We start from the raw sequence: 13352 nt of genomic DNA on the forward strand, positions 1-13352 counted from the left end.
GATATCTGGAGCCGGTAACAAGAATTTCAGGTCTTTGGTAAAGAGTTTCTTGGATTGGGTTAATGAGTAATATAATGGGTCTATAGCCTGTTGATTCCATTTTGAGAGGGTGATTCTCAATGCTTCAGCTGAAGGAAGTATCAAAAATCTACGAAACCGGTGAACTCAAACAAGAAGCACTGAGTGAAGTCTCAGTTTGTTTCCCAAAAAGTGAGTTCGTTGCCATACTCGGTCCCAGCGGTTCAGGCAAAACTACATTACTGAATATTATTGGAGGTTTAGATAGATGTGACTCGGGTGATCTGGTTGTAGAAGGCAAATCAACCAAGGAGTTCAAGGATTGGGAACTTGATTCATATAGAAACAAAAGCGTTGGGTTCATTTTTCAGAGTTTTGGCTTGATTCCTCACCTTTCCATCCTTGACAATGTTGGGTTGGCTATGACTCTCGGTGGAGTGTCGTCTTCAGAGCGAAAGAAGAGGGCTCTCGGTTTGCTTGAAAGAGTAGGCTTGAGCGATCAGGTTCACAAGAAGCCAAGTCAGCTCTCAAATGGGCAGATGCAGAGAGTGGCTATTGCAAGGGCTCTGGCAAACGACCCTGAGATAATCCTGGCCGACGAACCTACTGGATCTCTAGATTCTGTGACTGGCGAACGGACGATTAGGCTAATAAAGGAAGTAGCCAGTGACAAGTTGGTAATCATGGTTACTCATAACGAACAGATTGCAGAGGATTTTGCTGACAGAATCATCGCGCTTCAGGATGGTCGAATTGTTTCAGACACAAGACCATGCTCGGAAGATGATCCCAAGTCAGAACTCAAACTTAAGAAGACGAGTATGGGTTTCTCGACAGCTCTCAAGCTTTCCGCAACCAATATTCTCACTAAGAAGTGGCGAACGGGGCTCACGGTTCTAGCTTCAAGCATTGGAATTATCGGAATTTTTCTTGTTCTTTCGCTTTCAAGCGGTTTTGGAAAACAGCTATCGGGTTTTGAAGCTCAGACTCTATCTACGTTTCCAATAATGATTAGTCAGACAACTATTGACATTGAGTCCCAGAAGCCCCAATTGCTAGAGTATGACGGTCGGTTCGTCTATCCGTATGATCCAAGCGATGAGATCTTGATTCACAACAACGATCTGTCCGAAGAGTATTTGAACTACGTTGAGAGCATAGATCCAAAGCTTCTTTCGGGGTTCACTTACACGCGGCACGTTAACATGAATCTGGTTGCGAGATTCGGAGATATGGCGAAGACGGTAGATCAAACACAGGTGAACTTCACAGCATATCCGGAGAACCGGGATCCCGACACCCCTGGGTATCTGGAAAGCAATTTCGATCTGGTAGCCGGCTCACTCCCAGTAGAGCCAACTGATCTGCTGCTAATAGTAGGCCGAAACAACAGGTTGTCTAAGGAGGTCCTTCAGGCCATAGGAATTGACTATGAAAGAGAGAGAATCGATTTTGGAGATATTCTTGGACTCGAGATTAAGGCAATCTACAACGATGACTTCTACGTGAGGAATGGAATGCGTTTTTCTCCCAGGACGTCTTTGAGCGATCTGATTGAACTGTACTACGGTGACTATGGAATCACTTTACGGATTGTAGGAATTATTAGGCCAAAGAAGCACATTGAGTTCTCGGTTCTTGATGAAGGAATTACTTATTCCGATCGACTGGCTCAGATGTTTATTGAGAATGCACGGCAGTCTGAAATAGTACGAACTCAGAAGGATCTCTACATCAATGTTTTCACTGGAGAGCAATTCGCTTCAGATCTCTTCAACGTTCTTTCGGTTATCCCGCCCGATATCACGGCCCGTCTTGTCGGGGGGATTTCATTGCCTGTGACAAAGAGAAATACCCTTCAGAAGCTCGGAGCATTTGAGACACCGGTTTCCGTAGTACTTTATCCGAAGGACTTCAAATCCAAGGAAAAGATTCTCCAGCATCTTGATGCCTGGAACGAAGGCAAAGCGGAAAATGAAAGAGTTGTCTATATTGATCTCGCATCAACAATTTCAAGATTGCTGGATGGTGTGTTGAACGCCTCGACACTAGTACTGCTTTCGTTTGCTGCGATTTCACTGGTAGTCTCGTTAATAATGGTAGGAATCATAACGTTCATCTCAGTGACAGAGAGAACAAAGGAGATAGGCATTCTCAGGGCGCTTGGAGCAAGGAAGAAGGACATCGGTGCTGTATTCAACGCAGAGAATTTCGTTATAGGGTCATTTTCGGGCGTGATTGGAGTAGCTATCGGCTCATTGCTGGTGCCGGCGATGAATTCGGTAATCGAAAGTTTAACGGGTCTTGCCAATGTGGCTTGCCCGGATCTGATTCATTTTTTTGGGCTCAGTGGAGCAACCATTCTGCTGACAGTTATTGGAGGGTTGATACCCTCAAGGATAGCTGCCAGCAAAGATCCTGTGGAAGCTTTGCGTACTGAATAGGACTCTGCGGTTGAGTCTTAGTCATTTGCGGATGGTCTTCTCCATTTGTTTGGAGTGGTTTCAAGGGCTCTTCGTGGAAAACGTTTGCTGTTACACTTCGCCCAAGACTTCCTTCAGAATGGCTTGAACGAGAGTTGGATGATCATGATCCGGGTATATACAGATTCAGGTCCTTTGAAAGATTTGTGATCTCGACTGAGGGCATCCTGACAAGTTTGCCCGAATCAAATCCGAAAAAAATGAGATAGACTGATTCCGGTGCACCTGCCCTTAGGTAGGCGTCTTTTCCGACCATGATTGTATACTTGGTCTCTACCTCTGGATTCTTGAAGTAGTAGAACTTCTCTTGAGAAAGGCCTGGTTTGAAATTCTTCTGAAAGAAATACCCAGAGTCAGTAGAAGCTTTTTTTATTCCAACCCAGATATCTTTGGTGCCCGTTACGAAAACCCTGAAATACGGTCTATCGCTCGCTTTCTGAGCCTCTGTGATTATGGCTTCCAGATCTACCGTTGTGTTCGAGAGAAAGTTCTTTGCAACTATATACTGCTCCAGTGTCCCTCCCGATCCAAGAAGTCTTTCAACACTTGCGAGCTTTGCCTTGAAATCATCTTCTATTGACAGCAACTCCTGATCATACTGCTTGCGCATTTGAGTAAGCTCGGCTTCCATCTGTCCAACTTTGTTGATGGCAATTAGCGAGAATATGAAACCGATTATCGCCGCCATTATCAGGAAAAGACCGATAGCGAGCGCAGGGGAAGTTCTTCGTCTCTTTGCCATTCTTCACCTCTTTCTCCCGCAAAAGAAGAGATGCTCGGAACGGGCAAAAGTCTCGCGGTTTCTGCAGTATTTGTATTCCCAGTCTGCCGCCGCGCTTATTCTTGAGGCCAGTGCCCTCTCATCATACGGATAGAAGGCAACAACCGATGCTGTGTCAATTAGATCGAACCCACTCTCGCTCAGGCGAAATTCAACTTCGCCCGGAAAGAAAGGTCTGGTCACAAAGACCTTTCTGCTGAGTGAACTATCTCCTATGGGGACCTCTCCACCTTCAATGAGAGCCTTGGCCATCGAATACTCTCCCCTTGAGAGGAAATCCTGCAAGAAGGCCCAAGCATTATCAACGGTAGCTATAAGTACCCCATCTTTCTTAAGTACCCTGCACGCTTCTTTGAGTACTTTCGTCGAGTCTTTGACATAAGAAAGAAGATCGCCCATTGCAAGAACGTAGTCAAAACTCTCCCCTTCAAATGGAAGGTTATCTGCGTTCGACCTGAGAAACCTCACGTTGAGTTCGGCTATCTCGGCCTTCATGGACGCGACCTTCAACATCTCTTCGGCGAGATCCACTCCTGTGACTCTATGGCCTTTTTCTGCAAGATACAATGCCCATCTTCCTGTTCCAGTACCGATATCAAGTACCTCTCCCAAGGTCTCGACATGGTCGGCCAGAAGTCTTTCAACAATGACGTGGAAAAGCCTCCAGTAGGGTTCTTCGTACAAATAATCATATCTACCTGCAATTTCGTTATAGTATTCCCATGACTCCCTCAAACCGGCGCACCTCACAAGAAGAATTACGGCAAATGAGCAATTAACTATAGTATAATACATACTTGCCTGGGATTCAGAAGTTTGTTGACCATAAGAGGAAGTACGATCTGTGAAGATCCCCATGAAACTTCTCAAAGAACCCTTTGAACTCATTAGGGCCAGCAGGAAGACGGTTGAAGTGAGACTCAACGATGATAAGAGAAAGAAGATTTCGGCCGGAGATGTAATTGTCTTAACAAAAATCAGTAGCGGAGAGACTTTGTAAGTGCAGGTCTTGGGGGTAAGATCATTTGCGACTTTTGAAAAATTGTTTGATTCGTATGACGTTGAAAGACCCGGCGAGGATGTTGATAGCTTGCCGAAGGGAATCAGATCTATATTTTCAGATAACGACGAACAAAGATTTGGTGTTCTTGCTATCGAAATTGAGCTTGTCTTAGGGACCTAGAATCGTACTCTCTTCGCTAAAAAACTCTCCAAGCTTCTTTCCCATATCCTTCACGAATGTGTTTATGTCCTTCGACCTTTTTAGGTACCACCAGAAGACCAGTATTCCGATCGTTGCGCCGATATTGTTATATATGAGATCAAGCATTGTGTCGTCGAGACTATTTTCCTGAGCCATACGGTAACCGGGATAACCGCCAAAGATCTTGTCGGAGATGAACTCACCTATTTCCCAAAATACACCTATCATATTGACAATTGATATTCCGGAGAGCCAGACCTTCCACCTAACTGCCTTTTGGGGAAGGTTCGACCAGGCGATCGCCGAGCCGAAAATAAACGGAAAAAGAAAAAAGGCCCCCCAGAATCCACCGAAAATGTGAAGGAAATCGTCGAAAAGGGCGAATTTGTTGTAGAATTCATGCCACAAGCCAAAGAAACTATGAAGAGTGAGGTGCATCAATATGAGAAACCGCGTCTCCTCGTAAATCGGAACTCCTGTAATACCCTGGAATATCCAGGTAGAGTAGCCCAAAAACGCCATGATGAGGTAACCTAGCATATGAGGTAGATGGAAATCGCCAAGAGATCCAAATACCGGTACGAAAAGGAGAAACGAGGAAAGTATATTGATCCATTTAAGTGTGGTATAGAACTTTATGTTGGTTGACAGCATGGACTTGTTTAAAGTTGGTTTGTCGATTAGAGTCTCCCCAAAACTCCACGCGTATGCTCCAAGGATTCTAAGGACGTTCTTTAGAGTCATCAAAGGCCTCCGCAAATTGTCATTTTGTTCCCATTATACACTTATACACAAACTTGCCGGTTCACTATCGATATAATTTAACATAGCAGTTTACAAGTGAAACAGACTGCGGATATTCGCGCGGCTTTGTCAAACTCATTTGTTAGACTATTCAAGAGGTGAGGTTATATGAATTCGAGAAAGAGCTTTGACTTCGATAAGTTAGCCACAATATACTCTCAGCACAGATATCCCAACGAGAAGTTGGTTGAGCACATTTTCAACAGAGTGCACTACGCCGACAGAATACTGGAAGTTGGATGTGGGACTGCTGATTACGTGAGCGTCCTATCAGAACTGCTCTATGCGGATGGTTTTGGATTCGATATTAGTCCATCAATGATTTCCGAGGCTGAAAAGAAGAATCGAACCGTCGATCTGAGAGTAGCTGATGCCAATAAAGCATTTCCTTACGAGGATTCTCAGTTTGATTTTGTTTTTAACATAAATCTTGTCCACTACATTTCCGATCTTGAAAACCTCTTCATGGAGAGCTACAGAGTTATGCAAATCGATGGAAGTGTTCTCACGGTAACTGATTCATGCCAGGACATAGGAGAGAGAACTTTGACTCAGTATTTTCCTGAGACATTGGAGATAGATAGGGAAAGATATCCTGGAAACTCAGCTATAATGTCGGCTATGAAGAAGGCTGGATTCGAAGGCATCTATACTACAAAAGTGAAGACCACCTTTGAGTTCAAGAAGCATCACTATGACCAATACAGAAGCAAGGCCTATTCAGCATTGAGATTGGTATCCGAAAGGGGTTTCAGAGAGGGAATGAAGAAACTTGAAGCGGACATGAACAAAGGACTTGTGATGGGAAGAAAGGCTTATACTCAGATTTGGGGTATCAAGGTAGCGAAGAGAGACTTCGATCTTCCAACGATATTTTCAACAAGGTTCGATGGCAGAGAAAGAAGCAGTTAACAGATGGAGGTATTGTTGTGAGGAAGACGGCGATTAATACTCTGGTCGTAGCTGTTGGTTCATGTTTCTTTTCGTCTGCTATGAGCGGTGGAAAATGAGTCACTTTCTCTGTTCTAAGTGTGGCCGGAGGTATCCTGCAGATACGAGGCAATTCAGGTGCTCATGCGGAGGGACATTCGATCTCGATTTTAGATCTCGGTTTCCAGTGCATGAGATTGAGAAACGCTCTCACAATATGTGGCGCTATCGTGAAGCTTTACCAATCGAGTTTGATTGCTCTATTGTCTCTATGTCTGAAGGGTGCACTGCGTTAGTCGAAGAGGTAATTGGAGGAAGAAGCGTTTTTATCAAGAATGACACACTGTTTCCGACGGGCTCATTCAAGGATAGGGGAGCAAGTGTTCTCATAAGCTATGCGCGCGAACATTCAGTGAAATCGGTAGTCGAAGATTCGTCGGGTAATGCTGGTTGCTCAATCGCTGCTTATGCGTCCAGAGCTGGTATGCGTTGTGAGATATTCGTCCCTGATAGCACATCTCAGAGCAAGTTGAACCAGATCGCGGCCTACAATTCGAGAGTGAAGTTGGTCAAGGGATCTAGAGATGATGTGGCGAGGGAGATTCTCGAAACTGCAAGTATGGAGTTCTATGCTAGCCATGTATACAATCCATTCTTTCTTCACGGGACAAAGACATTTGCCTTCGAAGTATGCGAGCAGCTTGGTTGGAAGAGTCCAGATGCAGTAGTCGTTCCAGTGGGCAATGGGACACTTCTCCTCGGAGTGGCTATAGGATTTGACGAATTGCGTTCTGAAGGCGTAGTTAACAAAGTTCCGAAAATCATTGCGGTTCAATCGAAGAATTGCTCTCCTCTTTTGCAAGCGTTCAATAAGAAGTCTGATCTGCCGTTGCCCCTGAAGATCGAGAAGACCATTGCTGAAGGAATCGCAATTGAAAGGCCAGTTAGGGGAGCGCAAATACTAAAGGCCGTTACCAGAAGCAATGGAACATTTATTGGTGTTGCTGAAGACGAGATTGTTGAGGCGGGAATCGAAATGGCAGGACGTGGGTTCTTCATTGAACCAACTGCGGCAGCAACGATTGCAGGCCTTAAGAAGTATGTCACGTCCAGTAGTTCTCACGAATTGATTGTTTCAGTCTTCTCCGGTCATGGCCTGAAGACGGATCGATAACTCTGCGTACTTCCTTGGTGAGTGTCTTAGTTGAATGTGAGCCTGCTTTTTTTTCAGCTCCTTGAAGCAACTGAGATTCTACTGAGTTCTCTCGATTCGCCAAAGAAGGTTGAACTGGAAGTTTGAGTGAAGATCTTCATTCACGTCGCAGGTTAAGAAGCATCAAGATCACTGTCACTCTTCAGAACTGCGGCTTGCGAGTCAATTATGAATCCAGGTAGAGATTGTGTTACGTTGACCACCCGATTCACTGGTTATATAATTGAGTAAGGAGGTGGTTGAGTTGTTTTGGGATCCAACGTTCATCATACTTATTCCTGCAATCATCCTGGCAGCTTACGCCCAGTTCACCGTCAGTTCTCGCTTTTCACAGTATTCGAAGATCAAGTCGAGCTTTGGATTCAACGGCACTCAGCTTGCTAGGCAGCTATTGGACAACGCCGGTCTACATGACGTCAAGATAGAGAGAATCAGAGGCAATCTTACCGATCACTTTGATCCAAGGAAAAAGGTGGTGCGTCTGTCTGATACTACTCACAACAGCACATCGATAGCTGCGCTGGGTGTGGTTGCGCACGAAATAGGCCATGCAATTCAGGACAAAGAAAAGTATGCACCCCTTGTTGTTCGAAATGCTGTTGTTCCTGTTGCCCAGTTAGGTTCTTCTCTTTCCTGGATAATTTTCATCATAGGTCTCCTCATGGTTTCTCAGATCCTTATAAGAATTGGGATAGTTGTATTCTCTGCGTTCGTGTTCTTTACACTGGTTACGTTGCCGGTGGAGTTCAACGCAAGTTCAAGAGCAAAAAAGCTGCTTTCGTCCATGGGGATGCCTTCGAATGAGCTTAAAGCCGTGAGTTCTGTTTTGGGAGCTGCTGCAATGACGTATGTGGCTTCTGCGGCCACTGCTATTCTTCAGTTGTTGAGAATGCTTATCCTATCTGGATCAGGAAGAGATTAATGCAGGGGGCACGTTCCATAGCCCTCCAGACACTATCCTTTTTTGATACTAACGGGTATATTTCTTTTAAGAAGGTGGAGATGGCACTCTCCACCCTTTCTTCGAGTGATAGGTCCTTCTGTGTGAACCTGATCTACGGAGTTCTTAGAAAGAGGATTCGAATAGACTACGAGCTCTCGCGGTTTCTGAGAAAACCCAACAAACTTCCTGTGGCGGTAAGGAACGCCTTGAGGATTGGTATATTTCAAATCATGTTTCTGGATACCGTACCTGAATATGCTGCTGTAAATTCTTCAGTGAATTTGGTGGGAGTAAGGGAGTTCAGGGACCTTGTCAACGCAATTTTGAGAAAGATTTCCGATACCGGCTATTCGAAAAATCAGCCGCTGAATGTTTTTTACTCCCATCCTGAGTGGCTAGTAGAATACTGGAGAGAAGTAGAATGGATAGACAATGTCGAGGAGCTTCTCGAGTACAATCAGACACCTCCGACTCAAACAGTCCTGGCTTCAGGCAAAGAGGATGAGCTGATAGAGAAGGGTTTCATCTTTGACAAGAGTGAGTATTCTGAGCTTTGCACTGTCTTTCAGAAGGGAAGCTCAATTGAGAACCTAGAGACTCTGGATGAAGTCGAGTATATACTTACAGAAGTGGGAGTTCCTGTGGCCAAGCACAGTGGCAGCCTAACCGGCAGAATCAACGCAATGCCGTGGCTTCTTCATACGCTGACTCGCGACTCGCTTGATACTGCGTCTCATAAGGCCAAGACTCTTCTGAAGAGCTTCTCAAAAGAACATAACGATTTCATCTACTATAGTAAGGCGATCACTAGAGAAGAAAACGATATGGCTATTGGGGTTCTCGGTGAATTCAAATCAAGCAAAATGGGCCACTTTTTCTCGGAAAGGAATATAGTTGCCAGATTCGATGGAAGAGGGTACTGGTTGCAGCCATGGAAAGCTCCCCTTGTCTGTTATGTGGCAAGACTTAGGAGGAAGAAGTGAAGGACGTACTTTCTTTTAGTTTGGACGAACTAAGAGAGGAAATGCTTTCCTTAGAAGAAGCAACATTTCGAGCAAAGCAGATCTTTGACTGGATTTACAGGAAGAAGGCGGTGGACTATTCGGAGATGACAAATCTTCCCGTTAGTCTTCGGGAAAGACTCTTCGGGCTTCTTCCCTTTCCGGTTATGAAAATGGAGGAAAGACAGGTGGCCGATGATGGCACTGAGAAGTTCTTGTGGAAGCTGGAAGATCGCAATCACATTGAATCAGTGCTTCTGAGGCATCCAACTCATACTACGTTCTGCATCTCTTCACAGGTTGGTTGTGCGCTGAACTGCTCCTTCTGTGCTACGGGAGCCGGAGGTTTCACTCGAGACCTGTCTGCAGGCGAAATTGTCGGCCAGGTTGTATTCATGGAAAAGATCAGTGATAAACCTGTTGACAACATAGTTTTTATGGGTATGGGAGAGCCTTTTCTGAATGAGTACAATGTATTTAAAGCGATAAGCATTCTCCACGATCCCGTAGGGAGAGACCTTGGAACGCGGCGATTCACCATATCAACATCCGGTATTCCAGAATCGATAAGGAAGTTGGCCGATTCGAAAATGGATGTTAGACTGTCAGTATCGCTTCATAGTGCAAGAGACGAACTAAGGAGTAAGTTGATGCCTGTTAACAGGAAGTACCCGTTATCAACTCTTAGAGAGGCTCTAGAATACTATCAGCACATCACCGGTAACAGGATAACCGTTGAATATGCAATGATAAAGGGAGTGAATGATTCCAAAGAAGAGGCGCAGCACCTTGTGGAATATCTACGAGGGTTGAAGTCATTCATAAACATAATTCCGGTGAATCCCGTCAATAAGATCTACGACAAACCTTCAGAAAATGTAGTAGTTTCTTTTGTTGAAACTCTAAGAAAAGCAGGGTTTGAAAGTGCCCTGAGGCATGAAAAGGGAAGTGATATCGATGCAGCTTGCGGTCAGCTCAGGCAAAGAAGGAGGTAGGGCTTGGATAGAAGAAAAGGAGTAGTCGTTAGATTCGGAAGCAGAAATATGGAAGTAGTCGATAGCGAAACAGGAGGAAGACTTGTTTGCACCATGCCTGGGCGTTTTAGAATGCAGGGGATAAGACCTATTGTTGGAGATAGGGTTGAGTATACATTGAGCGGCAACGGTCAGGGTCGAATAGAAAGCATTCTTCCCAGAGAGACTGAACTATTAAGACCGCGAATCTCCAATATTGAGCAGATACTTCTTGTACTATCGTTGAAGGAACCGGCTGTTCAGAATACGGTTACTGACCGTTTTCTAGTTCTGGCAGAGTTCGCAAAACTTCCGGTAGTAATAGTTGTAAACAAAGTCGATCTGCTGCACGGAGACGAAATAGAGAGTTTCTGTGAAATCTATGGAGAATACTACGATATCTGCCACGTCTCTTCAAAAGAGCAGATCAACATTGATAGGTTACGAGAGATTCTGAAGGGTAAGGTAAGCGTTATGGCGGGAATGTCGGGCGTTGGTAAGAGCAGTTTGCTTAACACGTTGAATCCCGGTCTAAAGTTGAGGGTGTCAGAAATATCTCGAGGTCTTGAGAGAGGGAGACACACAACATCGTATGTTGAACTGCTTCAATTCGAATTTGGAGGACTGATTGCTGACACTCCAGGTTTTGCTAATCTTGAAATGCCCGAGATAACTCCGGAAAACCTGAAGAGCTATTTCTTGGAGATTACTCAGGAAAATGAAATGTGCGCATTTTCCGATTGCAATCACATTGATGAGCCCGGTTGTTATGTCAAGGAGCTGGTCGAAGCTGGGAGTATTCATAAGAGTCGCTACAACAGTTACCTGAATATGTATAATGAACTGAAGGAAAGAGAAAGAGAGAAGGGAGGAAGAAAACATGGCTAAGATATCTCCCTCTATTCTAGCTGCAGATCTTACAAATCTGGCCTGCGAAGTAAAAAAAGTACGCGAAGCAGATTTTCTTCACATAGATGTTATGGATGGAATGTTTGTCCCCAATATTACTTTCGGAGTGCCTATTATGGAGGCACTTGGAAGACTTGATCATCCTCCATTGGATGTACATTTGATGATAGAGGAGCCCTCAAAGTATGTTAAGGATTACGCATTACTCGGTGCCAAAAACCTCCACGTACATGTCGAGGGAAACTATCATCTTCACAGACTGCTTGGGGAGATAAGGGAGAATGGGGCTAACGCATTCGTTGTGCTGAACCCTTCAACGCCTGTTTCTTCGCTCGAAGAAGTGTTTCCCTTTGTGGATGGTATTCTGGTTATGACAGTCAACCCGGGCTATACAGGCCAGAAATTCATCCCCGAAGCTGCCGCAAAGATCGGAGTTCTCGACCGAATTCGTTCTGAAAAAGGTTTCTCATTCGTTATTGCAGTAGATGGGGGCGTGAGTCTGGGAAACGCGAAGGATTTGGTTGATATGGGAGCGGACATTCTTGTTATGGGGGCAGCCGTATTTAGAGCGAAAGATCCATCGATTGTTGTTGAAAGGATTAAGGAGATTAGACGGTGAAGCTGTATCTTGTGACTTCAAATGAGAACAAGCTTAGGGAGGTGCGGTTACTTTCGCCGGAGAATATCGTGATTGATTCTATTGCAACTATTGTAACGGTTAGAGAGGTTATAGAGAATGCGGAGACCTTCATGGGTAATTCTCTTAAGAAGATCGAAGCATACAAGGAATTGGGTGTCCCTTTGCTTGCAGATGATTCGGGCCTAGTAATTGATTCTTTGGGAGGCTTTCCCGGGATTAGCTCAGCCAGATTCATGGAGGGTAAAGATTATCCTCGAAAGATGGAGGCAATTCTTAGCCGAATGAAAGGCAAAGAAGAAAGGACTGCCAGATTCATCTGTGCAGCCCTCTTCTATGATCCTTCAAGAGAGATGTTGCTTGGTGTAGAAGGCAAGGTTGAAGGTTCCATTGCCCTAGAGATTTCGGGAGAAGATGGTTTTGGCTACGATCCGATATTTATCCCTTCTGGTTTCTCCGAAACATTTGGTATCCTAGGCGATTCAGTCAAAAATGAACTTTCACACAGATCCGATGCATTTAGGAAGCTGTTTTCACTGGTCTCCCTTTATAACGAGAGACAATGAGCAGAATGATTCCAGCAAACAGCAAAGCAACTGAAACTACCTTGGCCGTTCTTATGTCTGTTTGACCTATGTAAAGGCTGTCGAGTCTCAGTCCTTCAACAAAGAATCTAACGATAGAATAGAAGATCATGTACAGCGCAGTGACTTCACCGTAGTTCTTCCTCTTACCAAGATACCAATAAAGAAAGGAAAAGATGGCGACATTTGCGAGGCTCTCGTAAAGAAAAGTCGGATGGAAAAACTCATCTCCAGAATACCCTGGCATCCGGTATCTTAACGGAACAAACATCTTCCATGGGAGCTCGGTAGGTGCGCCATATGCTTCATAATTGAAGAAGTTTCCCCAACGTCCGATAGCCTGAGCCAGTGGCAAAACGGCAGTGAAGATATCCGTGGCCTGCAGAAAGGATAGCTTAGCCTTTTTTCTTAAAGTTACATACAAAAAAACCACAATCAGAGCTGCAAAGAAAGCTCCGTGGATGGCAAGACCACCATCCCATGTTCTCAAGATACTCCAGAAGTCGCCCCTGTAGAAATCGAAATTGAACGCCACGTAGTAGAGTCTTGCGCCCAAAACTCCGAAAATAATCCCGATAAAGACTGCTTCTATCATGTAGTCTTCCTCTATTCCTTCTTTGAGACCCTGGTGTCTTCCTATAAGGTAAGCAACGATGATCCCTGCCGCGATCATCACTCCGTACCATCTGATTGAAAAGGGGCCGAGATTTTCGACTATTACTGGATTAAGTATTAACTCCCCGCTGAATACCGCTTTCAAAAGAAAAAACAACGCAACTACGGAAACAACAGCTACCGATATCAGAACTACTTTCTTCTTCATGTAAACCCC

General features: G+C 44.7%; 14 protein-coding genes. 10 read left to right on the forward strand and 4 right to left on the reverse strand.

From position 1 onward, the window contains the following. Positions 1-119 precede the first annotated feature (119 nt). Positions 120-2462, forward strand: a complete 2343-nt coding sequence (locus V512_RS02370) for an ABC transporter ATP-binding protein/permease (RefSeq protein WP_099828861.1) — start codon at positions 120-122, stop codon at positions 2460-2462. Positions 2463-2604: 142 nt separating this feature from the next. On the opposite strand, the gene V512_RS02375 is transcribed toward V512_RS02370, so the two are convergent. Together V512_RS02375 and V512_RS02380 are read right to left on the reverse strand one after the other, a co-directional pair. Next, positions 2605-3243, reverse strand: a complete 639-nt coding sequence (locus tag V512_RS02375) for a hypothetical protein (protein WP_099828862.1) — start codon at positions 3241-3243, stop codon at positions 2605-2607. 3 nt (positions 3244-3246) lie between these two features. Then, complete coding sequence (locus V512_RS02380; RefSeq protein ID WP_099828863.1) at positions 3247-4017, reverse strand: class I SAM-dependent methyltransferase; 771 nt, start codon at positions 4015-4017, stop codon at positions 3247-3249. A 109-nt stretch (positions 4018-4126) separates the two neighbouring features. Between V512_RS02380 and V512_RS14535 the strand changes: the two genes are divergently transcribed. After that, the gene (locus V512_RS14535) at positions 4127-4282 is read left to right on the forward strand and encodes an ASCH domain-containing protein (RefSeq protein ID WP_165775329.1); all 156 of its coding nucleotides are present in this window, start codon (positions 4127-4129) and stop codon (positions 4280-4282) included. Positions 4283-4453: 171 nt separating this feature from the next. Here V512_RS14535 and V512_RS02390 read toward each other — a convergent pair whose 3' ends face one another. Continuing rightward, positions 4454-5230 carry a hypothetical protein gene (locus V512_RS02390; protein WP_099828865.1) on the reverse strand — a complete coding sequence of 259 codons (777 nt, stop codon included), beginning with the start codon at positions 5228-5230 and terminating at the stop codon, positions 4454-4456. A gap of 168 nt (positions 5231-5398) precedes the next feature. Here V512_RS02390 and V512_RS02395 point away from each other — a divergent pair, with 168 nt between their 5' ends. The 8 genes from V512_RS02395 to rdgB all read left to right on the forward strand — a co-directional run bounded on the left by V512_RS02395 (position 5399) and on the right by rdgB (position 12502). Continuing rightward, positions 5399-6202, forward strand: a complete 804-nt coding sequence (locus tag V512_RS02395) for a class I SAM-dependent methyltransferase (RefSeq protein WP_099828866.1) — start codon at positions 5399-5401, stop codon at positions 6200-6202. Between the two features lie 235 nt (positions 6203-6437). Beyond that, positions 6438-7394 (forward strand): threonine synthase, encoded by a 957-nt coding sequence (thrC, locus tag V512_RS02400; RefSeq protein WP_243392218.1) that lies wholly within the window; start codon positions 6438-6440, stop codon positions 7392-7394. A 283-nt stretch (positions 7395-7677) separates the two neighbouring features. Continuing rightward, complete coding sequence (locus tag V512_RS02405) at positions 7678-8355, forward strand: zinc metallopeptidase (RefSeq protein ID WP_099828868.1); 678 nt, start codon at positions 7678-7680, stop codon at positions 8353-8355. Further along, positions 8355-9359 carry a transcription antitermination factor NusB gene (locus V512_RS02410; RefSeq protein ID WP_099828869.1) on the forward strand — a complete coding sequence of 335 codons (1005 nt, stop codon included), beginning with the start codon at positions 8355-8357 and terminating at the stop codon, positions 9357-9359. The genes V512_RS02405 and V512_RS02410 overlap by 1 nt, the downstream gene beginning before the upstream one ends. Next, positions 9356-10372: a 23S rRNA (adenine(2503)-C(2))-methyltransferase RlmN gene (rlmN, locus tag V512_RS02415; RefSeq protein ID WP_099828870.1), complete on the forward strand. Its 1017-nt coding sequence runs from the start codon at positions 9356-9358 to the stop codon at positions 10370-10372. Before V512_RS02410 ends, rlmN begins: the two co-directional genes overlap by 4 nt. Before the next feature lie 3 nt (positions 10373-10375). Further along, positions 10376-11278: a ribosome small subunit-dependent GTPase A gene (gene rsgA, locus V512_RS02420; RefSeq protein ID WP_099828871.1), complete on the forward strand. Its 903-nt coding sequence runs from the start codon at positions 10376-10378 to the stop codon at positions 11276-11278. Further along, positions 11271-11918, forward strand: a complete 648-nt coding sequence (rpe, locus tag V512_RS02425; protein WP_099828872.1) for a ribulose-phosphate 3-epimerase — start codon at positions 11271-11273, stop codon at positions 11916-11918. Before rsgA ends, rpe begins: the two co-directional genes overlap by 8 nt. Further along, entirely contained in the window at positions 11915-12502 is a 588-nt protein-coding gene (rdgB, locus tag V512_RS02430) for an RdgB/HAM1 family non-canonical purine NTP pyrophosphatase (RefSeq protein ID WP_099828873.1), read from the forward strand. The genes rpe and rdgB overlap by 4 nt, the downstream gene beginning before the upstream one ends. On the opposite strand, the gene lgt is transcribed toward rdgB, so the two are convergent. Next, complete coding sequence (gene lgt, locus V512_RS02435) at positions 12456-13343, reverse strand: prolipoprotein diacylglyceryl transferase (protein ID WP_099828874.1); 888 nt, start codon at positions 13341-13343, stop codon at positions 12456-12458. The genes rdgB and lgt overlap by 47 nt on opposite strands. Positions 13344-13352: the final 9 nt, after the last annotated feature.

The organism is Mesotoga sp. Brook.08.105.5.1 (genome assembly GCF_002752635.1).
Classification (GTDB): domain Bacteria; phylum Thermotogota; class Thermotogae; order Petrotogales; family Kosmotogaceae; genus Mesotoga.